At 73.5% G+C, this 23,791-nt stretch carries 27 protein-coding genes; 18 read left to right on the top strand and 9 right to left on the bottom strand.

Annotation, left to right across the window (positions count from 1 at the left end; genetic code table 11):
* The first annotated feature begins 25 nt into the window (after positions 1-25).
* The 3 genes from ACXVGS_RS08055 to ACXVGS_RS08065 all read left to right on the top strand — a co-directional run bounded on the left by ACXVGS_RS08055 (position 26) and on the right by ACXVGS_RS08065 (position 1,655).
* A complete protein-coding gene (locus ACXVGS_RS08055; RefSeq protein ID WP_141788892.1) occupies positions 26-658 on the top strand; it encodes a helix-turn-helix domain-containing protein in 633 nt (210 codons plus the stop codon).
* 143 nt (positions 659-801) lie between these two features.
* Positions 802-1,188 carry a plastocyanin/azurin family copper-binding protein gene (locus ACXVGS_RS08060; protein ID WP_458538172.1) on the top strand — a complete coding sequence of 129 codons (387 nt, stop codon included), beginning with the start codon at positions 802-804 and terminating at the stop codon, positions 1,186-1,188.
* 17 nt (positions 1,189-1,205) lie between these two features.
* Positions 1,206-1,655, top strand: a complete 450-nt coding sequence (locus tag ACXVGS_RS08065; protein WP_458529728.1) for a hypothetical protein — start codon at positions 1,206-1,208, stop codon at positions 1,653-1,655.
* Here ACXVGS_RS08065 and ACXVGS_RS08070 read toward each other — a convergent pair.
* Positions 1,652-1,918 carry a metal-sensitive transcriptional regulator gene (locus ACXVGS_RS08070; RefSeq protein ID WP_458529727.1) on the bottom strand — a complete coding sequence of 89 codons (267 nt, stop codon included), beginning with the start codon at positions 1,916-1,918 and terminating at the stop codon, positions 1,652-1,654. The two genes, ACXVGS_RS08065 and ACXVGS_RS08070, sit on opposite strands and share 4 nt — an antisense overlap.
* A 126-nt stretch (positions 1,919-2,044) precedes the next feature.
* On the opposite strand from ACXVGS_RS08070, the gene ACXVGS_RS08075 reads away from it, so the two are divergent.
* Both ACXVGS_RS08075 and ACXVGS_RS08080 read left to right on the top strand, forming a co-directional pair.
* Positions 2,045-3,424, top strand: a complete 1,380-nt coding sequence (locus tag ACXVGS_RS08075; protein WP_458534303.1) for an MBL fold metallo-hydrolase — start codon at positions 2,045-2,047, stop codon at positions 3,422-3,424.
* 1 nt (position 3,425) lies between these two features.
* Positions 3,426-4,244, top strand: a complete 819-nt coding sequence (locus ACXVGS_RS08080; protein ID WP_458536819.1) for a sulfite exporter TauE/SafE family protein — start codon at positions 3,426-3,428, stop codon at positions 4,242-4,244.
* A gap of 23 nt (positions 4,245-4,267) precedes the next feature.
* Here ACXVGS_RS08080 and ACXVGS_RS08085 read toward each other — a convergent pair whose 3' ends face one another.
* Positions 4,268-4,669, bottom strand: a complete 402-nt coding sequence (locus ACXVGS_RS08085) for a hypothetical protein (RefSeq protein WP_141788884.1) — start codon at positions 4,667-4,669, stop codon at positions 4,268-4,270.
* A gap of 115 nt (positions 4,670-4,784) precedes the next feature.
* Between ACXVGS_RS08085 and ACXVGS_RS08090 the strand changes: the two genes are divergently transcribed.
* Genes ACXVGS_RS08090 through ACXVGS_RS08100 form a run of 3 tightly spaced genes read left to right on the top strand, consistent with a single transcriptional unit; the run spans position 4,785 to position 6,516 of the window.
* The gene (locus ACXVGS_RS08090) at positions 4,785-4,958 is read left to right on the top strand and encodes a hypothetical protein (protein ID WP_458535712.1); all 174 of its coding nucleotides are present in this window, start codon (positions 4,785-4,787) and stop codon (positions 4,956-4,958) included.
* Entirely contained in the window at positions 4,955-5,602 is a 648-nt protein-coding gene (locus ACXVGS_RS08095; RefSeq protein ID WP_458529723.1) for a cytochrome b N-terminal domain-containing protein, read from the top strand. Before ACXVGS_RS08090 ends, ACXVGS_RS08095 begins: the two co-directional genes overlap by 4 nt.
* Positions 5,599-6,516 carry a hypothetical protein gene (locus ACXVGS_RS08100; RefSeq protein WP_458529722.1) on the top strand — a complete coding sequence of 306 codons (918 nt, stop codon included), beginning with the start codon at positions 5,599-5,601 and terminating at the stop codon, positions 6,514-6,516. Before ACXVGS_RS08095 ends, ACXVGS_RS08100 begins: the two co-directional genes overlap by 4 nt.
* 69 nt (positions 6,517-6,585) lie before the next feature.
* On the opposite strand, the gene ACXVGS_RS08105 is transcribed toward ACXVGS_RS08100, so the two are convergent.
* Both ACXVGS_RS08105 and ACXVGS_RS08110 read right to left on the bottom strand, forming a co-directional pair.
* The gene (locus tag ACXVGS_RS08105; protein ID WP_458536820.1) at positions 6,586-7,011 is read right to left on the bottom strand and encodes a TIGR03668 family PPOX class F420-dependent oxidoreductase; all 426 of its coding nucleotides are present in this window, start codon (positions 7,009-7,011) and stop codon (positions 6,586-6,588) included.
* An 80-nt stretch (positions 7,012-7,091) separates the two neighbouring features.
* Positions 7,092-8,459, bottom strand: coding sequence for a cation:dicarboxylate symporter family transporter (locus ACXVGS_RS08110; protein ID WP_458530581.1), 1,368 nt, complete (start codon positions 8,457-8,459; stop codon positions 7,092-7,094).
* 145 nt (positions 8,460-8,604) lie between these two features.
* Here ACXVGS_RS08110 and ACXVGS_RS08115 point away from each other — a divergent pair, with 145 nt between their 5' ends.
* Both ACXVGS_RS08115 and ACXVGS_RS08120 read left to right on the top strand, forming a co-directional pair.
* Entirely contained in the window at positions 8,605-10,194 is a 1,590-nt protein-coding gene (locus tag ACXVGS_RS08115; protein ID WP_458536821.1) for an ATP-binding protein, read from the top strand.
* On the top strand, positions 10,191-10,874 hold the full coding sequence (locus tag ACXVGS_RS08120) for a response regulator (RefSeq protein ID WP_458530583.1): 684 nt from the start codon (positions 10,191-10,193) through the stop codon (positions 10,872-10,874). The genes ACXVGS_RS08115 and ACXVGS_RS08120 overlap by 4 nt, the downstream gene beginning before the upstream one ends.
* 23 nt (positions 10,875-10,897) lie before the next feature.
* Here ACXVGS_RS08120 and ACXVGS_RS08125 read toward each other — a convergent pair whose 3' ends face one another.
* Genes ACXVGS_RS08125 through ACXVGS_RS08135 form a run of 3 tightly spaced genes read right to left on the bottom strand, consistent with a single transcriptional unit; the run spans position 10,898 to position 13,177 of the window.
* Positions 10,898-11,785 (bottom strand): 5-oxoprolinase subunit C family protein, encoded by an 888-nt coding sequence (locus ACXVGS_RS08125; RefSeq protein ID WP_458536822.1) that lies wholly within the window; start codon positions 11,783-11,785, stop codon positions 10,898-10,900.
* Positions 11,782-12,402 (bottom strand): 5-oxoprolinase subunit B family protein, encoded by a 621-nt coding sequence (locus ACXVGS_RS08130; RefSeq protein ID WP_458530585.1) that lies wholly within the window; start codon positions 12,400-12,402, stop codon positions 11,782-11,784. Before ACXVGS_RS08130 ends, ACXVGS_RS08125 begins: the two co-directional genes overlap by 4 nt.
* 1 nt (position 12,403) lies before the next feature.
* The gene (locus ACXVGS_RS08135) at positions 12,404-13,177 is read right to left on the bottom strand and encodes a LamB/YcsF family protein (protein ID WP_458530586.1); all 774 of its coding nucleotides are present in this window, start codon (positions 13,175-13,177) and stop codon (positions 12,404-12,406) included.
* A gap of 57 nt (positions 13,178-13,234) precedes the next feature.
* Between ACXVGS_RS08135 and ACXVGS_RS08140 the strand changes: the two genes are divergently transcribed.
* From ACXVGS_RS08140 to ACXVGS_RS08155, 4 genes are all read left to right on the top strand, one after another.
* Positions 13,235-13,939 carry a GntR family transcriptional regulator gene (locus ACXVGS_RS08140; RefSeq protein ID WP_458531919.1) on the top strand — a complete coding sequence of 235 codons (705 nt, stop codon included), beginning with the start codon at positions 13,235-13,237 and terminating at the stop codon, positions 13,937-13,939.
* Between the two features lie 114 nt (positions 13,940-14,053).
* A complete protein-coding gene (locus tag ACXVGS_RS08145; protein ID WP_458530588.1) occupies positions 14,054-14,773 on the top strand; it encodes a DUF969 domain-containing protein in 720 nt (239 codons plus the stop codon).
* Complete coding sequence (locus ACXVGS_RS08150; protein WP_458530589.1) at positions 14,770-15,744, top strand: DUF979 domain-containing protein; 975 nt, start codon at positions 14,770-14,772, stop codon at positions 15,742-15,744. The genes ACXVGS_RS08145 and ACXVGS_RS08150 overlap by 4 nt, the downstream gene beginning before the upstream one ends.
* Entirely contained in the window at positions 15,741-16,745 is a 1,005-nt protein-coding gene (locus tag ACXVGS_RS08155; RefSeq protein WP_458536823.1) for a DUF2891 family protein, read from the top strand. Before ACXVGS_RS08150 ends, ACXVGS_RS08155 begins: the two co-directional genes overlap by 4 nt.
* Here the strand turns inward: ACXVGS_RS08155 and ACXVGS_RS08160 are convergent.
* A complete protein-coding gene (locus tag ACXVGS_RS08160; protein WP_458536824.1) occupies positions 16,742-17,662 on the bottom strand; it encodes an aminoglycoside phosphotransferase family protein in 921 nt (306 codons plus the stop codon). The genes ACXVGS_RS08155 and ACXVGS_RS08160 overlap by 4 nt on opposite strands.
* Positions 17,659-18,633, bottom strand: coding sequence for a DUF4439 domain-containing protein (locus tag ACXVGS_RS08165; RefSeq protein ID WP_458536825.1), 975 nt, complete (start codon positions 18,631-18,633; stop codon positions 17,659-17,661). Before ACXVGS_RS08165 ends, ACXVGS_RS08160 begins: the two co-directional genes overlap by 4 nt.
* A 144-nt stretch (positions 18,634-18,777) precedes the next feature.
* Here ACXVGS_RS08165 and rimP point away from each other — a divergent pair, with 144 nt between their 5' ends.
* The 4 genes from rimP to infB all read left to right on the top strand — a co-directional run bounded on the left by rimP (position 18,778) and on the right by infB (position 23,691).
* Entirely contained in the window at positions 18,778-19,305 is a 528-nt protein-coding gene (gene rimP, locus ACXVGS_RS08170) for a ribosome maturation factor RimP (protein ID WP_458530593.1), read from the top strand.
* Positions 19,305-20,342 (top strand): transcription termination factor NusA, encoded by a 1,038-nt coding sequence (gene nusA / locus ACXVGS_RS08175; protein ID WP_458536826.1) that lies wholly within the window; start codon positions 19,305-19,307, stop codon positions 20,340-20,342. Before rimP ends, nusA begins: the two co-directional genes overlap by 1 nt.
* 74 nt (positions 20,343-20,416) lie before the next feature.
* Complete coding sequence (locus tag ACXVGS_RS08180; RefSeq protein WP_458530595.1) at positions 20,417-20,719, top strand: YlxR family protein; 303 nt, start codon at positions 20,417-20,419, stop codon at positions 20,717-20,719.
* Between the two features lie 107 nt (positions 20,720-20,826).
* The gene (gene infB, locus ACXVGS_RS08185; RefSeq protein WP_458530594.1) at positions 20,827-23,691 is read left to right on the top strand and encodes a translation initiation factor IF-2; all 2,865 of its coding nucleotides are present in this window, start codon (positions 20,827-20,829) and stop codon (positions 23,689-23,691) included.
* Positions 23,692-23,791 lie beyond the last annotated feature (100 nt).

Consider the following 23,791-nt stretch of genomic DNA (forward strand, 5'->3'; position numbering starts at 1 on the left):
GATGGTGCCGTTCGGAGGAGCGGGCATGGCCGAGCGCAGACGCGCAACAGAGGTCCGGAAGCGTCCGACGCGCCCGGCTCGGGTCGGCGAGCACGTCGAGGGCATCGTCGGCGCCATCGGGCCCAAGCTCCAGCGGCTCCGGCAGGAGCAGCGCCTGTCCCTGCAGCAGCTGGCGGTCCGTGCCGAGGTGTCCGCCGCCGCGATCCACAAGATCGAGCGCAACGACATGGTGCCCACCATCACGACCCTGCTGAAGATCTGCGCCGCGCTCGAGCGCCCGGTCAGCTACTTCACCGAGGTCGACGAGGGGGAGCCCGAGCTGGCGACCCTGACCCGCGCCGAGGAGCGTCAGGGCGTGTTCACTCCCCACCGGGGCCTGCACCTCGACGGCCTCTCCGGCGGCTACGCGCACTTCAGGGGAGCGGCCGCGATGGCCACCGTCGAACCCGGGGCGTGCAGCGGGGACAAGCCGATGCTGCACCCGGGGGAGGAGCTCGTCCTGCTGACCGAGGGGGCACTGGTCTTCACCATCGCGGGCACGCGGTTCGAGCTCGGCCCGGGGGACTCCCTGCACTTCGTCGGGGAGCAGCCGCACCAGTGGGCCAACGAGACCTCCGACCCGGCCACTGCCGTCTGGTTCGCGCTGCGCGACTCGTAGGCGCGCCGCCGAGCCCCCGGATCACCCCCGGAGGCTCCCGTCGCCCGCTGCCGGTGAACCCGGACGGGGTGCTGGACCGTGGTCTCCACGAAGGCCCTGACGGGAGGTGCGTGATGGGACGGACAGCAAGGGACCGCGCGGTGATGGTGGGTGTGGTTGCCGCGCTCCTCACCTTCGCCGCCTGCGGCGGGACGAGCGGCGGTGGCGGCTCCGCGGCGGCGCCGTCAACGAGTGCCAAGGCCACGGCGACGGGACAGCCGGTCAGCGTCGTCGAGAAGGAGTTCTCGATCGTGCTGACCCCGAAGCCCGTGAAGGCCGGCACCTACACCTTCACCATCCACAACGCCGGCACGTTCCCGCACAACCTCAACATCAAGGGGCCGGGTGTCGCCCAGCAGTCGTCCGCCACCGTGTCCCCGGGGCAAACCGGGGACCTCACGGTGACCCTGCAGCAGGGGTCGTATGAGCTGTGGTGCTCGGTCGACAGCCACAAGGAGCGCGGCATGGACCTGACGCTGAAGGTCGGCTGAGCGGCATGGTCGGGATGATGCTCAGGCTCGTGACCGCGGCCGGCCTGGCCGTGGACGCCTACGTGCACTGGAACCTGGCGGCGCAGTTCGACCCCGTGGTCGGCAGCGGGCCGGTGCGGGTCAGCGAGGGGCAGCTGTTCCGCCTGGAGGCGCTCCTGGCCCTGGTGGCAGCGCTCCTGGTGCTCCTGGTACGCCGCCGGTGGGCGGTCCTGGTCGCCTTCGTGGTCGCCCTCGCGGGGGTGGCTGCGGTCCTGCTCTACCGGTATGTCGACATCGGGGCCGTCGGGCCGCTGCCCGACATGTTCGACCCGACCTGGTACCCGCAGAAGACGTTCAGCCTCGTCGCCGAGGCGGTCGCGGCGGCCGCCGCGGGGATGCTCCTGCTCAACCCGGCGTCCGGGCGGCGCCGAGGGCAGGGTGAGGCCCGACGCGAGGCGCGCGCGGGTCTGCCCGGGCACACCACCTAGGCCAGGGACAGGAAGAGCTTCTCCAGCGCCTCGGTGTCCATCGAGTCGGCGCTGTCGGGGTCGGCCAGGCACTGCTTGAGCCCGCTGGAGATGATGGCGAAGCCGGCCCGGTCGAGGGCACGGTTGACCGCGGCGAGCTGGGTCACGACGTCCTTGCAGTCGCGGCCCTCCTCGATCATCCGCAGCACGCCGCCGAGCTGGCCCTGGGCGCGCCGCAGGCGGTTGAGGACGGGGGTCATCTCGTCCGGGTTGAGCTCGACCATCGGTGCTCCTCGGGTCCGTCGTGCTGTGGCGTTCGGGCTGAGTCAACGATACCCCCTGGGGTATGCCGTACTCTGGTCGGTACGGAGCCGGAGACAGGCGCGACTCCCGAAAGGACGGCCCACCCGATGGTGACCATCATCCCGGTCGAGACCCCGACCCTGGGGGACCGCAGCTACGTCGCCCATGACGGCGATGTCGCCCTCGTCGTCGACCCCCAGCGCGACATCGACCGCGTCCTCGACGTCGTGCACGAGGCGGGGGTGCGGATCACCCACGTGTTCGAGACCCACCTCCACAACGACTACGTCACCGGCGGGCTGGCCCTGGCGAAGGTGACCGGCGCGGCATACCACCTGAACGCGGACGACCAGGTCTCCTACGACCGGGTTCCCGTCCGCGACGGGGACGTGGTCGAGGTCAGCCCGGCGCTGCGGGTCCGCGCCATCGCCACCCCCGGGCACACCTGGACCCACCTGTCCTACGCCCTGGAGGCGGACGGCGAGCAGGTCGGGGTCTTCTCCGGCGGGTCGCTGCTGTTCGGCTCCACCGGCCGCCCAGACCTGCTCGGCCCGGAGCACACCCATGCGCTGGTGCATCACCAGTACCACTCGGCGAACCGGCTCGCCGCCGAGCTGCCCGAGCAGGCGCAGGTGCTGCCCACGCACGGCTTCGGCAGCTTCTGCTCGGCCACCCAGTCCGAGGCGACGTCCTCGACGATCGGCCAGGAGAAGCGCACCAACCCGGCCCTGACCCAGGCCGAGCAGGAATGGGTCGACGAGCTGCTCGCCGCCCTCGACACCTGGCCCGCCTACTACGCCCACATGGCCCCCGCCAACGCCGCCGGGCCGGACGCAGCCGACCTGAGCGCCCCCAGGACCGCCGACAAGGACGAGCTGCGCCGCCGGCTCGAGGCGGGGGAGTGGCTCGTCGACCTGCGCAGCCGGACCGCCTTCGCTGCCGGGCACGTCCGCGGCACCTTCAACTTCGGTATCGACGGGCAGCTCGCCACCTACCTCGGCTGGCTCATCCCGTGGGGCACCCCCGTGACGCTGCTCGGGGAGACCGCCGAGCAGGTGGCCGAGGCCCAGCGCGAGCTGGCCCGCATCGGCATCGACCGGCCGGCGGCGGCCGCCACCGGCTCCCCGGGGCAGTGGACCGCCGACCGGCTCGGCAGCTTCCGCACCGCGACGTTCGCCGACCTGGCCCAGGTGCGCCACCACCGCAGCGTCGCCGTCGTGGACGTGCGGCGCATCCCCGAGTGGGACGAGGCGCACATCGACGGTGCGGTTCACCTCCCGCTGCACGAGCTCCTCGACCGGCTGGACGAGGTGCCCGGCGGCGAGGTCTGGGTGCACTGCGGCGCCGGCTACCGCGCCTCCATCGCCGCGTCGGTCCTGGCTCGTGCCGGCCACCCCGTCGTCGCGGTCGACGACTCCTTCGACGAGCAGGCCGCGGCCGCCGGGCTGCCCATCGTGAGCGCCCAACCGCGCGTCTCCATCAGCTGACGTGCTCGCTCTGGCCCTCCCGGTCGGCCTGCTCATCGGCCTGAGCCTCGGCGCCCTCGGCGGAGGCGGTTCGATCCTGACCGTCCCGGCCCTGGTCTACCTGCTGGGCCAGGACACCAGGAGCGCCACCACCGGCTCGCTGCTCATCGTCGGCGTCACCGCCCTGGCCGGGCTGGCCGCGCACGCCCGCCAGGGACGCGTCCGGGTCGCGCAGGGCCTGGTCTTCGGCGTGCTCGGGGTCGCCGGCTCCTGGGCGGGCTCGCGCCTGTCCACCGGCATCCCGCCCAACCTGCTGCTCACCGCGTTCTCGGCGCTCATGCTCGTCGTGGCCATGGGGATGTACGCGCGCAGCCGCACCGCCCGGCATACGCCTGCCAACGCCTCCGACGCCACGGACCTCAGCCGGCAGCCGGTCCTGACCCTGGCGCCCTGGACCTGCGACTGTCCCCGCGCCGCCCGGGTGCTGCTCACCGCCACCGCGGTCGGCCTGCTGACCGGGTTCTTCGGCGTCGGGGGCGGCTTCGCCGTCGTCCCCGCGCTGGTGATCTCCCTCGGCTTCGCCATGCCGGTGGCCGTGGGCACCTCACTGCTGGTCATCGCCGTCAACAGCGCCTCGGCGCTGCTGGCCCGGGCCGGCCAGGGAATGCACCCGGACTGGCTCCTGCTGGGCACGTTCACCCTGGTCGCCATCGTCGGCAGCGTCCTCGGCGGTCGCGTCGCCTCACGGGTTCCCCCGCGGACGCTGTCGCGGGCGTTCACCGTGCTGCTGGTGCTCGTGGCCCTCTACACCGCGGCCCGCAGCGTGCCCCAGCTGCTCTGACCCGGCCTCGGGGCCGGCCGCCGTCAGCCGGCCTCGGTGATGGCGACACCCATCAGCACCGCACCCAGTGCCCCGAGCAGGCCGACCGCGCCCCAGACTCCCCGCGCCGCAGGGGTCTTCGCCGCCGAGTGCAGGGCGGCACCGAGGCCGGAGAGGACCACGAGGACGAGCTTCACGCCCAGCGCGCCGGGGTGCTTGCCCTGGGTGTGCTCGACGGCCAGGTTCCACATGCCGGTGAGCAGCAGGACGGCGAACGCCGGCCACGCCACGCGCGCAAACGCGTTCGCGGCGACTGCTGTCGTCGCCGGAGCGGCCCGGCGCAGCGGGCCGACGAGCGCGCCCAGCACGATCTGCCCGCCAACCCACACCGTTGCGGCGAGCACGTGCAGGGTCAGCCGGATGACGTCGAGGTCAAGGGGCACCATCCCGCCATCCAACACGACCGGGTAGCACGGCCCTTCGCTCGGTGTCCTTGGTCCCTGTCCCGCCACGTACGGTTCGGCGTCCACTGAGGGTGACCGGACCAACTGGAGGTGTCCCATGGTGAGCGCCGTCGCGGCAGACACTGCCGGAACCTACGTCCACTGGGGGTGGATCCAGATCTCCGTGGCCAACCTCGTGGTCATCGGGCTGATGCTCGTCGTGTTCGCCGCCGCTGTGTTCCTGCCGCTCGGGCGTCACCCCGAGCGCTACGAGACCGAGGACCAGCCGTGACCACCGCGCAAGGCGGGCTGGCCCGCGTCAGTGGTCCCTCCGGACCGAGCTGGACCGCCCGCTTCCGGGGTCGGGTCGCCCGCACGGTGCCGCCGGGACAGGCGCTCCCGGACCGTCAGCCGGCCTACGTCGCCTCTGCCATCTACGTCTTCGGCGTGCTGACCCTGGCCGCGTTCGTCGTGGTCCTCGTCACCGGCGGAGTGCTCGCCATCGGCGGCTCGGTGTGGTGGCACACCTCAGGCCTGGGCCACTTCACCAACTCGACGCACCTGTGGAGCGTCGAGCTCTTCTTCGCGTTCATGGTGATCCACCTCTGGGGCAAGTTCTTCATGGCGGCCTGGCGAGGCAAGCGCGCGCTGACGTGGATGACCGGCGTGGTCTGCTTCCTCGGTTCGATCGGCACGGCCTTCACCGGCTACCTCGTCCAGAGCAACTTCGACTCCCAGTGGATCAGCACGCAGGCCAAGGACGGGCTGAACTCCGTCGGGGTCGGCGCGTTCTTCAACGTGCTCAACCCCGCGCAAATGCTGCTGTGGCACGTCGTGCTGCTGCCGGTCGTCGTCGGGATCATCACCGTGCTGCACCTGGTGCTGGTGCGTCGTCACGGCGTCGTCCCGCCGATCGGTGAGGAGGAAGGCGCATGACCGCCATCGCGACCAAGGCCACGCGGCCCTACGACCTGGTCAAGGAGTTCGTCATCGCCCTCGCGGTGGTGGCCCTGCTGACGGTCGGCCTCGCCGCCGTCTTCTCCTCCCCCGACGAGAAGGCGATCACGCTGCAGAGCTGGGCCACGTCGGCGCCCAACGACGTCGTCGCCACCGCGGCGGCCGAGCTCGCCGGCACGAGCACCAGCGCCGGGTACGGCGGGCCGTACAACACCAACGCGGTTGGCCAGACCCTCGGCCCGCTCAAGCTCCAGAAGTGGGCCGGCGTGACCACGCCAGTGGACTCGGCCAACGACCTGGTCATCAAGCCGTTGTCCCAGCTGCAGGGCTCGCCGTTGCTCAGCCTGGCCCTGGCCACCTGGCGTGCGGCCACCCCGGACCAGCGCACGAAGTGGGCGACGGCGTACTCCGACGCGCTGGGCAAGGCCCCCGACGGCAACCCCGCCGCGGTGGCCCGGGGCAGCTACGGGCCGGTGCCCGTGATGACCACCGCCTACCTGCAGCAGGCCCAGGCCGGCGGCCTCGACGGGGCGTTGGCCGAACCGGGCTTCTACGGCGGCAACTCCACGAAGGCGTTGCTGCTGCTGGCCGACGGGACCTACCTCGAGGACCAGGCCCGTGCCCGCAACCTCGGCGGTGACCAGTGGGGCATGATGAACGAGACGGGCAACTACCCCGGCCAGCCCTGGCTGTGGCTCTACACCTTCTGGTACCAGGTGCCCCCGTTCAACACCTCCGACAACGCCGACGCCCAGGTCTGGGCCCTCATGGCGCTGCTGTCGCTGGGGCTGCTGCTCCTGCCGTTCATCCCGGGGCTGCGCTCGCTGCCGAAGTACCTCGGGGTCTACCGGATCATCTGGCGCCGGCACTACCGGGCGCACCCGCTGCGCTGACCTTGCCGTGACGGCGCTCGGGACGCCAGAACGGGTGCGGGCGCGACGGATCCGCCGTCGCGACCGCCGTCATGACGTGGGGGCGGCCGCCCAGCCCGACCAGCGCGTGACCTCCGCCCGGACCACCGGGCCGGTCGGCGGGGTGGTGGCGTACGCCGGGTAGCGCTCCACCAGCCACGCGAGGGCCTGCGACCACTCCGGGCCGCCCGTGACGACCGTCGCATGGGCGTCCGCACGCACCCACCAGAGCCGGTCCCAGTCGTCCTCGTAGTGGTCGAGCAGCAAGGCGACAGAAGGGTTCTCGGCGATGTTCGCCAGCCGGCGCAGCCGGGTCGTCGTCTTGGGCTTGTGGTCCACCGCGCTCACCACGACGTTGCCGACCAGGGCAAAGGTGACCGGCACGAGGTGCGGCTGCCGGTCCACGCCGCAGGTGGCCAGCACCACCCGGCGGGCGGCGCCGAACCGCTCGCGGCACTCCGACTCCTCCAGGCGCATGCCCCCAGCCTCCCAGCCCGGCCCCGGACGCGGGTATGCCGCGCCCCCGGTGAGGGGCGCGGCATACCTGCCGTGGTGGTTCAGACGGTGGTGAGCTCCCGCTCGCGCTCGACCTCGCGGCCACCGCCGTGGTCGTCGGCGGCGGTCTCGTCGAACGGGACCAGGCCGCTGAGCACCTCCTCGGTGCGGCCCTTGTCGATCTCACCGGTCCACGTGCCGATGAGGACGGTGGCCACCGCGTTGCCGGCGAAGTTGGTCAGCGCCCGCGCCTCGGACATGAAGCGGTCGATGCCGACGATGATCCCGACGCCGTCGACCAGATCGGGGCGGTGCGACTGCAGGCCGCCGGCGAGCGTGGCCAGCCCGGCGCCGGTGACCCCGGCCGCGCCCTTGGACGCGATGACCATGAAGACCAGCAGCGAGACCTGCTCGCCGATCGACATGGGCTTGCCGAGCGCGTCGGCGACGAACAGTGACGCCATGGTCAGGTAGATCGCGGTGCCGTCGAGGTTGAAGGAGTAGCCGGTCGGCACGGTGATGCCCACGACGGGCCGGGAGATACCCAGGTGCTCCATCTTGGCGATCAGCCGCGGCAGCGCCGTCTCCGAGGAGGACGTGGACAGGATCAGCAGGAACTCGCGGCCGAGGTAGCGCAGCAGCCGGAAGATCGAGACGCCGGCGACGAGGCGCAGCAGGGTGCCGAGCACGACGATCACGAAGATCGCGCAGGTGGCGTAGAAGCCGAGCATGACCTGGGCCAGGGAGACCAGCGCCTTCGCGCCGGTCGCGCCGACGAGCGCGGCCATCGCGCCGAACGCGCCGACCGGGGCGGCCCACATCACCATGGCCAGCACCCGGAAGACGACCTTCTGCAGGCTCTCGATCGCCGCGAGCGCGGGCGCCCCCTTGGCGCCGAGGGACTGGATCGCGAACCCCACCAGCAGGGCGACGAACAACGCCTGCAGCACCTGGCCCTCGGTGAGCGAGGAGAACAGCGTGGTCGGGATGATCCCGAGGACGAAGTCGGTGGTCGTGCCGGCCTCGCCGCTGACCTGCTTCTGCCCGGTCGCGGCCAGCGCCTTGGTCAGGTGCAGCCCCGACCCGGGGTGGATGAGGTTGCCGACGACCAGGCCGATCGCGAGGGCGACGGTCGACATCACCAGGAAGTAGCCGATCGCCAGGCCGCCGACCTTGCCGACCTGGGTCGCCTTCCGGATCGAGCCGACCCCGAGCACGATGGTGCAGAAGATGACCGGGGTGATCATCATCTTGACCAGGTTCACGAAGCCGGTGCCGATCGGCTTCAGGCCCACCGCGAAGTCGGGGGCCACGAGCCCGACGACCACGCCGAGGACCACGGCGACGATCACCGCGACGTAGAGCCAGTGGGTGCGGTCGCGCCGCCGGCCGGTGACCGGCGCGGTCGGCGCTGAGGGGGTGCTGGACATGCTTCCTCCCGGGCAGACCCGGTATGCCGTGTGGCCACCGGGGTCGGACGTGTCGGGGTCGAGGGTGCGCAGGGTCGGTGGCTAGGGTCACCGTTGTGTTCATTGAGTTCGTGGCCCGGGTCGCGGGCTGCGCTCCGGCCGCGCCGTGACCAGCCCGCGCCGGTGGAGCCTGGCCGGCCAGATCTTCGCCGCCCAGGTGCTCGTGGCCGTGCTCGTCCTGGCCGGTGGGCTGGGCGGGGCCTACGTGCAGGCCCGGCACGCCGGCGAGCAGCAGGCCACCTCCCGGGTGCTGGCCGTGGCGCACACCGTCGCGGCCACGCCTCTGGTCGTGCAGGCGGTGGGCACCGCCGACCCCACGACCACGCTGCAGCCGCTGGCCGAGCAGGTGCGACGCTCGACCGACACCGACTTCGTCGTCGTGATGAGCCCCGCCGGGCGGCGCTGGACGCACCCGGACCCGCGGCAGATCGGGCGGCAGTTCATCGGGCACATCGCCGCTGCGGCCGGCGGGCGCGACCTCACCGAGACCTACACCGGCACGCTGGGCCCGTCGGTCCGCGCTGTGGTGCCGGTGCGTGACAGCACCGGCACGGTCACCGGCCTGGTGTCGGTGGGGATACGGCAGACGGCGGTCGCGGCCGCCGTCGCCTCCCAGCTGCCCGAGCTGCTCGGCGCGGCGGCCCTGGCCGCGGTGCTCTTCGGCACGGGCAGCTGGCTGGTCGCCCGCAGGCTGCGCCGACAGACCGGAGGGCTGGGGGCGGCCGAGCTGCAGGAGATGGCCGAGTACTACGACGCCGTGCTGCACTCGGTGCGCGAGGGGCTGCTGCTCATCGACGGCGCGGGACGGCTGCGCCTGGCCAACGACGAGGCGCGGCGTCTGCTCTCGCTGCCCGAGTCAGTCGTCGGGCGACCGGTCACCGAGGCGGGGCTGACGCCGAGCCTGACCGGGACGCTCGCCTCCGGGGAGCCGCGCGAGGACGAGCTGCACGTCACTGACGCCCGCGTGCTGGTGCTCAACCAGGCCCGCGCCAGCTGGCAGGGACGGGACCTCGGCACGGTGACGACCCTGCGCGACCGCACCGACCTGGAGGCGCTGACGGGCGAGCTGGACTCCGCACGGGGGCTGGCCGAGGCGCTGCGCTCGCAGGCCCACGAGTCGGCCAACCGGCTGCACACCGTGGTGTCGCTGATCGAGCTCGGCCGCGCCGACGAGGCGCTGACGTTCGCGACCGGCGAGCTGGCCGTGTCGCAGCGGCTCACCGACGAGGTCGTCGCCTCGGTCCAGGAGCCGGCGCTCGCGGCGCTGCTGCTCGGCAAGGCCGCGCAGGCCAGCGAGCGGAGCATCGAGCTGGAGGTCGAGGGCAGCGGCGTGCCCGAGGGCGTGGTCCCCTCGCGGGATCTGGTGACCATCGTCGGCAACCTCGTCGACAACGCGCTCGAGGCCGTCACCGGCCAACCCGGCACCCGTCGCGTCCGGGTGGCCACTGACTGGCAGGACGGCTGCGCGGTGCTGACCGTCAGCGACACCGGGCCCGGCCTGCCGCCGGAGGACCTCGAGCGCGCTTTCGCCCGCGGCTGGTCGACCAAGGCCGGCGGCGGCCCCGGCGGCCGGGGCCTGGGCCTGGCGCTCGTCCGGCAGTCCGTGCTGCGCCTCGGGGGCACCCTGTCCGTGGAGGGACCGCCCGGGGCGACGTTCGTCGTGCGGCTCCCGGCGAGGGTGGGGGAGGACGCATGAGCGCAGACCTGCGCGTGCTGGTGGTCGAGGACGAGCAGGTGGCCGCCGACGCCCACACCGCCTACGTTGGCCGCGTGCCGGGGTTCGTCGTGGTGGGCACCGCGCGGACCGGCCAGGCTGCCTTGCAGGTGCTGGGCGACCGGCCGGTCGACCTCGTGCTGCTCGACATGCACCTGCCCGACATCGCCGGGCTGGACGTCGTCCGGGCCATGCGTGCCGCCGGGCACCGGGCGGACGTCATCGCGGTCACGTCCGCACGTGACCTGCCGACGGTGCGGGGCGCCGTGTCGATGGGCGTGGTGCAGTACCTGCTCAAGCCGTTCGCGTTCGCCTCGCTTCGCGAGCGGCTCGAGCGCTACCGGGACTACCGCAGCCACGTCGACACGGCCGGGTCGCTGGCCACCCAGCGCGACCTCGACCAGATGCTCGGCGGGCTGCGCGCCGGCGGCCCCGCCCACCTGCCCAAGGGGATCGCCGAGGAGTCGCTCGCCGAGGTGGCGCGGGTGCTGCGGGAGTCGCCGTCCGGGGCGTCGGCCAGCGAGGTGGCCGAGCGCCTGGGCATCTCCCGGGTGACCGCTCGCCGCTACCTGGAGCACCTCGGCGACAGCGGGCTCGCGCTGCGCCGGTCGCGCTACGCGGGGCCGGGTCGTCCAGAGGTGGAGTACCGCTGGGGCGGCTGACCTGAGCGTGGTGGGGAGGCCGCTCAGCCGAGCTCGGGCCCGCGCACGAGCTCGACCCGGACGCCCTCGCCGGGGCGGGCCTGGGCCAGCAGGTCGCAATCCTCCTCGACCACCACGGCGACCACCGGGTAGCCGCCGGTCGTCGGGTGGTCGGCCAGGAACACCAGGGGCTGCCCGGATGGTGGCACCTGCACGGCCCCGCGCAACACGCCCTCGCTGGCCAGTTCCTCGCGCCGGTGCCGCTCCAGCACCGGTCCGGACAGGCGCACGCCGACGCGGTCGCTGTCGCCGGCGACCGTCCAGCTGACGCCGGTCAGGACGCGGGCGCCGGCCGGCCCGAACCAGTCGTCGCGCGGCCCGGGGACGGCGCGTACCACGAGGCCGCCCGGGCTGGCGCCGTGCAGCCGCGGCACGTCCGAGCTGCGCGGCGCCGCAACGGGATCGGCGTCCGCGACGTGCAGCGCCGAGCCCACGGCCAGCGGCTCCGGCCCGATGCCGGAGAGGGTGTCGCGGCTGCCGCTGCCGAAAACCTGCTCCGCGGCCAGGCCGCCACGGACAGCGAGGTAGCTGCGCAGGCCCGTGACCGGCGTGCCGAGGCGCAGCAGCGACCCGGCCGGGACGAAGGCGGGGGCGCAGAAGTCCACCGCGCGCCCGTCCACCTGGACCGGCAGCGGGGCCCCGGTGACGGCGACGGTGACGTCGGCGGACGCGCGCAGCGCCAGGCCGCCGGCGAGCACCTCGACGGCCAGGGCACCGTCGGCGTTGCCGACGAGGCGGTTCGCGGTCCGCAGCGACCCGCGGTCGGCGGCGCCGCTGGGGCTGACGCCGAGGTGGGCGTGCCCGGGGCGGCCGAGGTCCTGCAGGAGGGCCAGCGGGCCGACCCGTTCGACGGTCAGGGCGTGGCGGCTCATGCGTGGTCCTCGTCGAAGAAGCGCACCCGGGTGCCGGGCGCGAGCAGGGCGGGTGTCGGGCGGGCGGTGTCCCACATGGCCACCGTGGTGGTGCCGATGAGCTGCCAGCCGCCGGGGGAGGAGCGGGGGTAGACGCCGGTGTACTGGTCGGCCAGCGCCACCGCGCCGGCCGGGATGCGCGGCCGGGGGTCGCGCCGCCGGGGGACGACGAGGTCACCGGCCTCACCGGTGAGGTAGCCGAATCCCGGTGCGAATCCACAGAACTCGACGGTCCAGACCTGCCCGGTATGCCGGGTGACCACCTCCGCGGGCGTCATCCCGAGCGTGGCGGCCACCTCCGCGAGGTCCTCCCCGTCGTAGTGCACCGGCACCTCGACCGGCTCGGCCCCGTCGGCGGCGCCGGCGTCCTCGGCCAGGGGCAGCGACCGGACCCGGGCCGTGACCGCCCGGGCGTCGGCACCGGGCTCGAGCACGAGCAGCACGGTGCGGGCGGCGGGCACGTGCTCGCGCACACCGTCCAGGGGGTGGGCACGCAGGGCCGCGTCGAGGCGGCGGCGCGTCGCGGAATCGTCGAGCTCGACGAGGACGGCGCCGAGGCCGCACGGCAGGAAGCGCACGTCAGCCGCCGGTGAACGCGCGCACGGTCACGCCGGCGGCATCGAGGCGTTCGCGGACGGCCCGGGCGATGGTGACCGCGCCGGGGGAGTCGCCGTGGACGCAGACGGAGTCGACCTCCAGGGTGACCACGGAGCCGTCGACCGCCTCGACCTGACCCGCGGTGACCATGCGCACCACGCGCTCGGCGACGACGGCGGGGTCGTGGATCACCGCGCCGGGCTCGCGGCGGGAGACCAGGGTGCCGGCGGGCGTGTAGGCCCGGTCGGCGAACGCCTCGCGCACGGTGCGCAGCCCGCGCCCGGCGGCCGCGGCGAGCAGGACCGACCCGGGCAGTCCGAGCAGCGGCAGGGCCGGGTCGTAGGCGGCGACCGCCCGGACCACGGCCGCGGCCTGCTCCTCGTGGTGCACGACGGCGTTGTAGAGCGCCCCGTGCGGCTTGACGTAGGAGACGGCGCTCCCGTGGCTGCGGGCGATGCCGTCGAGGGCGCCGAGCTGGTAGAGGACGTCGGCGTAGAGCTCCTCGGGCGCCATGTCGATGAACCGGCGGCCGAAGCCGCCGAGGTCGGCGTAGCCCACCTGCGCCCCCACGGCCACCCCGCGCTCGGCGGCGATCGAGCACGTGGCCACCAGGGTCGCCGGGTCGCCGGCGTGGAACCCGCAGGCGACGTTGGCCGAGGTGACCAGGTGCAGCAGGGCGTCGTCGTCACCGAGCTCCCACCGGCCGAACGACTCGCCGACGTCGGCGTTGAGATCCACGCTTCTCTGGTCCACCATGTCGCCAGATTGTTCAACAACCCGTGACCGTGTCAAGGTGCGACCCCAGGAGCTGAGATGGCCGACTCTGCCGCGTCCCGTGCCGCGGACCGCTTGCGTGCCGCCGTGCTCGAAGGTGAGCTGCGACCGGGCCAGCGCCTCGACGAGGCCGGCCTGGGCGCCCGCCTGCAGGTCAGCCGCAACACCTTGCGGGAGGCGTTCCGGCTGCTCGGGCACGAGCACGTCGTGGAGCACCAGCCCAACCGCGGGGTCTTCGTGCGCCGGCTCTCGCTGGACGAGGCGCGCCATCTCTACCAGACCCGCAGGCTGCTCGAGGTCGGTGCCGTGCGGGAGGCGGCCGTGACCCGCGGGGGCGTCGCCGCGATGGACCCGGGCTCCCGGCGTGACGCAGAACGCCGCTGGTCGACGGCCGTGACGCAGGTCGAGGAGGCCGCCGCCGAGGGCCGGGAGGCCGCGCGGCGCGGCGACTACGAGGCCGTCGGCACGGCTAACGGGCGGTTCCACCTGGCCCTGGCCGCTCTGGCGGGCAACGAGGTGCTCGACCGGACGCTGCGCACGATCCTCACCGAGATGCGGCTGCTGTTCGTGGTGGTGGCCGACCCGCGCTCGGTGCACGGGCGCTACGTGGAGGCCAACGCGCGCATCGCCGACCTCGTGGCGGCCGGGGAGGTGGTCCGGGCGGCGGTGGCGCTGGAGGAGTACCTGCTCGGCTCGGAGGCCCACCTGATCGAGGTCTACGCGTCCCATTTCTCCGAATCGTGAGAAATGTCGACTTTCCCCTTGTGGTGATTGTTGAACGACTTCTAGGGTGACGGGCCATCCACGGGTGTCCGTCGCGGGCGCCCCGTCCCCGACCCGAAACCCGAGGTGCTGCCCATGTGGGTGCTGCTCGCGGTAGCCGTCGTCATCGTCGGCTTCGCCCTCAGACTCAACGCGATGCTCGTGGTCACCGTCGCCGGCATCGTGGCCGGACTCATCTCCGGCATGACCCCGATGACGATCCTGGACACGTTCGGCACCGGCTTCGCCGGCTCCCGCTCCGTGACCGTCTTCATCGTGGTCCTGCCGGTGATCGGCCTGATCGAGCGCTACGGCCTGCAGCACCAGGCCCGGCGGATGATCTCGCGGCTCGCCGGCCTGACCGTGGGCCGGCTGCTCGCCGCCTACCTGCTGGTGCGGCAGGGCACCGCCGCCCTGGGCCTGATGGCCGTGGGTGGCCCGGCCCAAGCGGTCCGGCCGATCGTCGCGCCGATGTCGGAGGCGGCCGCGGAACGTCGCCACGGCCCGCTCAGCGAGCCGATGCGGGAGAAGATCCGCTCGTATGCCGCGTCCGCGGACACCGTGGGCCTGTTCTTCGGGGAGGACATCTTCGTCGCGGTCGGGTCGATCCTGCTGATCACCGGCTTCGTCGACACGACCTACCACCTCAAGCTCGACGCGCTGCAGGTCGCGCTGTGGGCCATCCCCACCGCCATCTGCGCGCTGCTCATCCACGGCGCCCGGATGCTCTGGCTGGACCGCAGCCTGGGACGCCTGGCCGGGGCGGGCGCCCCCGCCGACGACGCCGAGGCCGTGACGACGGGAGCAGGTCGATGATCAAGGTCGAGTGGTTCTACTGGCTGGTCGCCGCGTTCTTCCTGGTGGTCGCGGTCGTGCGGCTCACCGACCGGAAGGCGCCTCGGCGGCACGCCAGTGCGGCGTTCTGGGCGCTCCTGGCGTTCACCTTCGTCTACGGCAGCGCCGTCACCGCCGGGGCCGGACCCGCCTGGGTCGAGGGCCTGGCCGTGATCGGCCTCGCCGTCCTGGCCGGCTTCGGCCTGCCCCGCAAGGGGACCGAGCGGACCACGAGCGACGCCGAGCGCGAGCAGCTGGCCACCCGGTTCGGGCCGAAGCTGTTCATCCCCGCCCTCGTGGTCCCGGCGGTGGCGGTGGTGTTCGGCGCCTGGCTGGCCAACGTCAAGCACGGCGACGGGCTGTTGCTGGAGAAGGGGTCGGCCACGGTCATCGGCCTCGGCGTCGCCGCGGTGGTCGCCCTCGTGGTCGCGATGCTGATGTTCCGCCCCGGCTCGGTCGCCGTGCCGTTCCAGGAGGGCGACCGCCTGCTCGGGCACATCGGCTGGGCCGCGATCCTGCCGCAGTTCCTCGCCACCCTGGGCCTGCTGTTCCAGGCGGCCGGGGTCGGCGACGCGGTCAAGGGCATCACCGACGGCATCCTGCCCAAGGGCTCGCTCATCGCCGCCGTCATCGTCTACTGCGTGGGCATGGCGCTGTTCACCATGGTCATGGGCAACGCGTTCGCCGCGTTCCCGGTGATGACCGCGGCGGTCGGCTGGCCGCTGCTGGTCCAGCAGTTCCACGGCCAGCCGGCGGTGGTCTTCGCGGTCGGCATGCTCGCCGGCTTCTGCGGCACGCTGTGCACGCCCATGGCGGCCAACTTCAACCTCGTCCCGGCCGCGCTGCTGGAGCTCAAGGACACCTACGGCCCGATCAAGGCGCAGGTGCCCACCGCGATCCCTCTGCTGGCGTGCAACGTGGCGGTCATGGCCGTGTTCGCCTTCCCGCGATGAGCGCCGGCGACTGGGCGCAGACGATCATGCGCGTCCTGGGCACGCCGTGGCCCTACAACGCCGCGCACAGCTCGTTGGGGCCGCACGACGTGGACGTCACCCCACAGCGGCTGCACCCAGCGTTCCACGGCAGCCTGGACTGGCACTCCTCGGCGCACATGCAGTGGTCGGCGGTGCGGTTGCTCTCCGGGGCGGCCGGCCCGCTCGACCCGGCCGCCGCCGACGCCCTCGCGGCGGTCCTCGACAGCCGGCTGACCCCCGAAGCCGGTGCTGCGGAGGCCGCCTACCTGCGGGAGCGACCGTCGTTCGAGCGCCCGTACGGCTGGGCGTGGGCGGCCATGCTGGCTGCCGCCACGCGTGACTGCCCGCACCCGCATGCCGCCAGCTGGGCGCGGGCCACCGCGCCGCTGGCCGACGCGGTCGCGGACCTCGTCCTGGCCTGGCTGCCCCGGCTGACCCACCCCATCCGGCACGGCGTGCACAGCAACACCGCGTTCGGGTGCGCGCTGATGCACGAGGCCTACTCGGCGCTGGGGCGCGACGACGTCGTCGCCGCGCTCACCGCAGCGGCCAGCGACTGGTTCGGTGCGGACACGGCATACCCCGCGTCCTGGGAGCCCAGTGGCAACGACTTCCTCTCCCCGGCGCTGTGCGAAGCAGACCTCATGCGTCGCGTCCTGCCCGCGGGGGAGCGGTCGGCATGGCTGGAGGCCTTTCTGCCCGGGCTGGGGGCCGCCGATGACCCGCTGCTGACCGTGCCCGAGGTGCGCGACCGGACGGACGGCCAGATGGTGCACCTCTTCGGGCTGTCCCTCTCGCGCGCCTGGCAGCTGCGCGAGCTCGCCCCGCTGGTCGCGGACGTGGACCGTCGCAGCCGGCTGTTGGCCGCCGCCGACACGCAGGCGAAGGCGGTCGGGGAGGAGATCATCGACGGGGACTTCATGTCAACGCACTGGCTCGTCTCCTTCGCCCTGCTGGCAGACGGGGCGCGACCGGCCTAGTCGGCCATGGCCTTGATGACCGTCACCGCGGTGGTCAGCCCCGCATGGTCGCCGTAGTGCGCCGCCCACCGGGCCTGGGCGACCTCACGGACCAGCGTCCACGCGCGGGTGCGGTCCTCGTCGAGGCCGGCGTGCTCGCACACGAGGGACAGGCGGCGCCGCAGGTGCCGGCGTGCGTCGTGGCTGGCGACCACCTCGTCCCAGCGGTTCCACAGCAGCGGTGCCACCGCGAAACCGGGGTCGGCGGCCATCGGCTTGGGGTCGATCGCCAGCCAGGGCGTGCGCCCGGCGGCGAGCACGTTGGCGTAGTGCAGATCGGTGTGCACCAGCCGGGCGTCGATGGCGGGCTCCTGGGCCAGGTCGGTGGCCAGCGACCTGGCCTGCTCCACGAACCGGCGGGGGATGCCCTCCGGCCCGCTCGGGAGGTGGGCCACCAGGTTCCTCGCCCAGTCCGAGAGGCGCGGCAGCTGCGGCAGGGCGGGCCGGTCGAGGTGGGCGAGCAGGCCACCGGCGACCGCGCAGGCCTCGTCCAGCGGGCGGGTGTGCAGGTCGCGCTCGGCGTCGAGCCGCTCGAGCAGCAGGCCCCACCGGGCCGGGTCGGCAGCCAGCAGGCGGACCGCGCCGTCCCCGTCCCACGCCCGCAGGGCGAGGTGCTCGTGCCGGGCTTCGTCGTGGGGCCAGATCACCTTCAGCACGGCCTCGGCGCCGCCCTGGCGCACCGGGACGACAAGGGCGCAGACCCCGTGCCGGCTCGGGCCGTCCGGCTCCAGCTGCCACTGCTCCAGGAGCTCGGCGACCAGCCGGGGCAGCCGGCGCAGCCACCGGTCGCCGTCCTCGCCCGGCCCGCCGGCCCCGTCGCCCTCGGCGGCGCGGCCGGCCACGGCGGAGCGGAAGGTCTCGGGGACCAGCTCGCTCACGGGGTGCCCAGGCCGGGGAAGGCCGGAAGCGGCGAGCCCCACCGGGTGCCGAGCATCGCGGTCTCGGCCGACCATCGCACCAGCCCGGTGAGCGCCTGCTCGTTGCCGGCGGCGCCGCGCAGCTCGGCCGCCAGGGCGGACTGGAGCCCGGCCACCAGCTCGCGGGCCAGGCGCCGGGCACTGGCGGGTGTCGTCACCGGGAACGGCAGCGGGTAGCCGAGCGCGGGAGGCGTCGCGGAGTCCCCGGCCAACGCCACCAGCCCGGTCTCGCGGTGCCGCAGCTGGGCCAGGGTGACGGCCGCCAGCGCCGCCGTGGCGTGGTCGCCCTGGGCCTGCACCACCTCGAAGCCGTAGGCCGCCGAGCGCGTGGCCGCCAGCAGCCGGGCGGCCGGGCTTCCGGTGGGGGCGCTGGGCTCGGGCCACTGCGCGGACCCGCCGAGCAGCGTCGCGGCGGCCCCGTGGTGGGCGGCCAGCGCCGCGAGCAGCGTCACGTGCGCCGCGCTGACCCCCGCCAGGGTGATCAACGCGGGCGTCTGCACGGCCACCAGCTCCCGGGCCGCCAGGCCGGCCCGGGCCTGGCCGGGCGCCGTGGTCGAGGTGGTGGGGGATCCGGTGCCGGACGGGCCGCCGGCGGCCGGGGACACGGCGGGCACGGGCGCCCCCGCCTGGCGCAGCACCTGCTCCAGGACGGCGGCCTGCTGGTGGTGGGCCGGGGCGAGCCGGGCAGGCCAGGGCCCGGCGGCTGCCCCCGCGGCAGCGGCGGCCCGCTCCAGCGACCGGGTTTCGGCCAGGGCCGCCAGGAGGGTCCGCTCGTCCGGCGCGGGCTTGCGCTCGGGCACGAACGGCAGCGAGCCGGCACGGTCCTCCAGACGCACACCGCAGCCGGTGAGCGCCGTCGCGGAGGCGACCCCCAGCGCGACCAGGACGCTGCGTCGCGACCAGGCACGCGGCATACGGTCCCTCCCCGGCATGCGCCCGATCATGGCATGCGGTGCCCGGCGCCCTCCGGCGGCATGCGTCCCGTCGCGTAGCCGATAGAGTGGGGTCACGGACGGCCGTGCGTGGGTGCCTCGCGCGTGTCGGACGACTCGAGAACACTGGGAGCGGAGGCGGCATTGAGCACCAAGGACCGGATTCGCCCCACGATCGAGGCGCCGCTGCATGCGCTCGGGCTCGTGATCGAGGACGTCGCCGTGACGCCGGCCGGCAAGCGCCGGCTCGTGCGGGTCTACCTCGACCGCGACCTGTCCGGCCTCGCGGCCGACGACGACCGCAGCCCCGTCCCGCCGCTCACCCTCGACGAGGTCGCCGACGCGACCCGTGCGGTGAGCGCCGCGCTGGACGAGAGCGACGCGATGGGTTCCCAGCCCTACGTCCTCGAGGTCACCTCCCCGGGCGTCGAGCGGCCGCTCACCGAGCCGCGGCACTTCCGCCGCAACGTAGGCCGCCTGGTCAAGGTCACCGGCACCGACGACGCGGTGCTGACCGGGCGACTGGTCGCGGCCGGCCCCGAGGGGATCACCCTGTCCGTGGACGGCGCCAAGGGCGCTCCGGCCACGGACCACACGCTTGCCTTTGCCGAGATAGCGCGCGCCCTGGTGCAGGTGGAGTTCACCCGCGGCGCTGATGAGGAGGACGACTGATGGACATCGACCTGGCGGCGCTGCGTGCGCTGGAGCGGGAGCGCGACATCTCCCTGGCCGTGATCATCCCCGCCATCGAGCAGGCGATGCTCGTGGCCTACCACCGCACCGAGGGCGCCTATCGCCTCGCCCGCGTGGAGCTCGATCGCAAGACCGGCCACGTCGTGGTGTGGGCGCGCGAAGAGGGCGAGGTCGCCGAGGACGGCACCCGCGGCGACCCCGGGCCCGAGTTCGACGACACCCCCGAGGGCTTCGGCCGGATCGCCGCCTCGACGGCGCGGCAGGTCATCGTCCAGCGGCTGCGTGACATCGAGGACGAGGCGATCCTCGGGGACTTCCGCGGGCGTGAGGGCGACGTCGTCGCCGGCGTGATCCAGCAGAGCAGCGACCCGCGCAACGTGCTGGTCGACTTCGGCACCGTGGAGGGCATCCTCCCGCTGGCCGAGCAGGTGCCGGGGGAGCGCTACGTCCACGGCGAGCGGCTGCGCTGCTACGTCGTCAGCGTCAAGCGCGGCCCGCGCGGACCGCAGATCGGGCTGTCGCGCACCCACCCCAACCTGGTGCGCAAGCTGTTCGCCCTCGAGGTGCCCGAGATCGCCGACGGCACCGTCGAGATCGCGGCCCTGGCCCGTGAGGCCGGTCACCGCACCAAGATCGCCGTCCACTCCAAGGTGCCCGGCGTCAACGCCAAGGGCGCCTGCATCGGCCCGATGGGCGCCCGGGTGCGCGCGGTCATGACCGAGCTGCACGGCGAGAAGATCGACATCGTCGACTACTCGGCCGACCCGCAGGAGTTCGTCGCCGCGGCGCTGTCACCCTCGCGCGTGCAGTCGGTCGAGATCGTCGACCCGACGCTGCGCTCGGCCCGCGTGGTCGTGCCCGACTACCAGCTCTCCCTCGCCATCGGCAAGGAGGGGCAGAACGCCCGCCTGGCCGCCAAGCTGACCGGGTGGCGCATCGACATCCGCTCCGACACCGCCCCGGCGGCCGGTGCGAGTGTGACGCCTGAGGCGGCTGGCGCGGAGGACGGACGTTAGGCGGTAGAGTGGTCCAGACCGATCGGACGCAAGACGTCCGTGTGCGGCGATCCCACTCCACGGCACGCACGTGTGTGGGCTGCCGTTCCCGCGACGACCGGTCGTCACTGCTGCGAGTCGTCGCGGTGTGGAATGAGCAGGAGCAACAGCTCGTTGCCCATCCTGATCCCCGACGTCGGCTGCCCGGGCGTGGCGCATGGCTGCACCCGACACCCGAATGTCTCGAGCTCGCCGTGCGACGCAGGGCGTTCGCGCGGGCCTTGCGCGTCAAGGCCCCGCTGGACACCTCCCGCGTCAGGGCGCACGTGCTCGAGGAGCAGCAGGCCGTCGTCGGCGGCTCCCAGGAGCCGTCGGAACATGCAACCGAAAGCGGGTAAGACGCTGATGAGCACCCGATGAGTACTCACCGATGAGCACCCCCCAGCTTTAACGACGGTCCGCGCCTGTCGATCTCTCGATGGTCCGGACCGAGGACAGGAGAAACGTGGCTAAGGTCCGGGTCTACGAGCTCGCCAAGGAGCTCGGAGTCGAGAGCAAGACACTGCTCAACCATTTGAAGGAGCAGGGCGAGTTCGTCCGGTCGGCGTCGTCGACCATCGAGCCCCCTGTTGTGCGCAAGATTCGCGAGACGTTCCCCGCCGAGCTCGCGGGCGGTGGCGCCGCCAAGCCGGCCGCCCCCGCCAAGAAGGCGGCCCCTGCTGCCAAGCCGGCTGCTCCCGCCCCGGCTGCGCCGGCTCCCGCTGCACCGGCCAAGCCGGCTGCGGCCGCCCCGGCCAAGCCTGCGCCGGAGGTGTCCGCCCCGGCGGCACCCGCCAAGCCGGTCGAGGCCCCCGCGGCCCGCACCGCGCCCACGCCGGGCCCCAAGCCCGCCGCGAAGCCGACCCCGGCCCCCGAGGCCCCGGCCGCTCCCGCCGCTCCGGCGGCCCGCGAGGGTGGCGCGCCGACCCCCGGCCCGCGTCCGGCGCCGCGTCCCGGCGCCCCGCGTCCGGGCAACAACCCCTTCGCCCCCAGCCAGGGCATGCCGCGTGACGGCCGCAGCGGCGGCCAGCGCGGTGGCCGTGACGGTGGTCGCGAGGGTGGCGGCCAGGGCGCTCCGCGTCCGGGCAACAACCCCTTCGCCTCCAGCCAGGGCATGCCCCGTCCCCAGGGCGGCAACCGCCCCGGTGGCGCTGCCGGCCCCGGCGGTCCGCGTCCGGCGGCCCCGCGGCCCGGTGGTCCCCGCCCGAACCCGGGCATGATGCCCGACCGCGCTGCGGTCGGTCGCCCCGGTGAGCGTCCCGCCCGCCCGGGTGGTCGTCCCGGTGGCGGCGGCTTCGGCGGTCGTCCCGGTGGCGGCGGTCCCGGTGGCGGTGGCGGCGGCTTCGCCGGTCGTCCCGGCGGCGGTGGCCGTGGTGGCCCCGGTGGCCGCGGTGCGACCGCCGGTGCGTTCGGTCGCGGTGGCGGCCGTCCGGTCCGTGGCCGCAAGTCCAAGCGCGCGAAGCGCCAGGAGTTCGAGCAGATGCAGGCGCCCACCATCGGTGGCGTCAGCGTCCCCCGTGGTGACGGCAAGACCGTCGTGCGCGTGCGTCGCGGCTCGTCGCTGACCGACTTCGCGGACAAGATCAACGCCAACCCGGCGAGCCTGGTGACCGTGCTGTTCCACCTCGGTGAGATGGCCACGGCGACCCAGTCCCTCGACGAGGACACGTTCAAGCTGCTCGGTGCCGAGCTCGGCTACGACGTGCAGGTCGTCTCCCCGGAGGAGGAGGAGAAGGAGCTCTTCGACTCCTTCAACATCGACCTCGAGACCGGTATCGCGTCCGAGGACGACGAGGACCTCGCGCCCCGTCCGCCGGTCGTGACCGTCATGGGTCACGTCGACCACGGCAAGACCCGCCTGCTCGACGCGATCCGCAACGAGGACGTCGCCGCGGGTGAGGCCGGTGGCATCACCCAGCACATCGGTGCCTACCAGGTGCACAAGGAGCACGAGGGCATCGACCGGGCGATCACCTTCATCGACACCCCGGGTCACGAAGCCTTCACGGCCATGCGTGCCCGTGGTGCCAAGGTCACGGACATCGCGATCCTCGTCGTGGCTGCCGACGACGGCGTGATGCCGCAGACCATCGAGGCGCTCAACCACGCCCAGGCGGCCGACGTGCCGATCGTGGTCGCGGTCAACAAGATCGACGTCGAGGGCGCGAACCCCTCGAAGGTGCGCCAGCAGCTGACCGAGTACAACCTCATCGCGGAGGAGTACGGCGGCGACACGATGTTCGTCGACGTCTCGGCCAAGGCCGGCCAGAACATCGACGGCCTGCTCGAGGCGGTCCTGCTGACCGCCGACGCGGCACTCGACCTGCGGGCCAACCCCGACCGTGACGCCCGTGGTGTCGCGATCGAGGCCAACCTCGACCGGGGCCGTGGCGCCACCGCCACGGTGCTGGTCCAGGCCGGCACGCTGCGTGTCGGCGACGCGATCGTCACCGGCAGCGCCTACGGCCGCGTTCGCGCCATGCTCGACGAGCACGGCAAGAACATCGACGAGGCGGGTCCGTCCCGTCCGGTCCAGGTGCTCGGTCTGTCCTCCGTGCCGCGCGCCGGTGACACCTTCGTGGTGGCCCCCGACGACCGCACGGCCCGCCAGATCGCCGAGAAGCGCGAGGCGGCCGACCGCCAGGCCTCGCTGGCCAAGGCCCGCAAGCGCATCAGCCTCGAGGACCTCAACGAGGCCCTCGCGGCGGGCAAGGTCGAGACCCTCAACCTCATCCTCAAGGGTGACGTGTCGGGTTCGGTCGAGGCGCTCGAGGACGCCCTGCTCCAGATCGACGTGGGCGACGAGGTCGACCTGCGCATCATCGACCGCGGCGTCGGTGCGATCACGCTCAACAACATCAACCTGGCGATGGCCTCCGACGCCATCATCATCGGCTTCAACGTGCGGGCCGAGGGCCAGAACGCGGATGTGGCCGAGCGTGAGGGCGTCGAGATCCGCTACTACTCGGTGATCTACCAGGCCATCGAGGAGATCGAGGCGGCCCTGAAGGGCATGCTCAAGCCGGAGTTCGAGGAGGCCCAGCTCGGCACCGCGGAGGTGCGCGAGGTGTTCCGCTCGAGCAAGTTCGGCAACGTGGCCGGCTCGCTGGTCCGCTCCGGCGAGATCAAGCGCGGCACCCGGGCCCGGCTCACCCGCGACGGCGTCGTCGTCACGGAGAACCTCGAGATCACCGGTCTGCGTCGGTTCAAGGACGACGTCACCGAGGTCCGCGAGGGCTACGAGTGCGGTATCAACCTCGGTAGCTTCAACGACATCAAGATCGGCGACGTCATCGAGACCTACGAGATGCGTGAGAAGCCGCGTGCGTAACTAGGTCACCGGAGGTGGGCGGCGAGTCTCAACCAGACCGCCGCTCACCTTCCTCTCCGGGCTCACCGGTGGGCCGCGGGTTCTCGGACCCGCGGCCCAC

The sequence above is a fragment of the Oryzihumus sp. genome, from assembly GCF_054325275.1.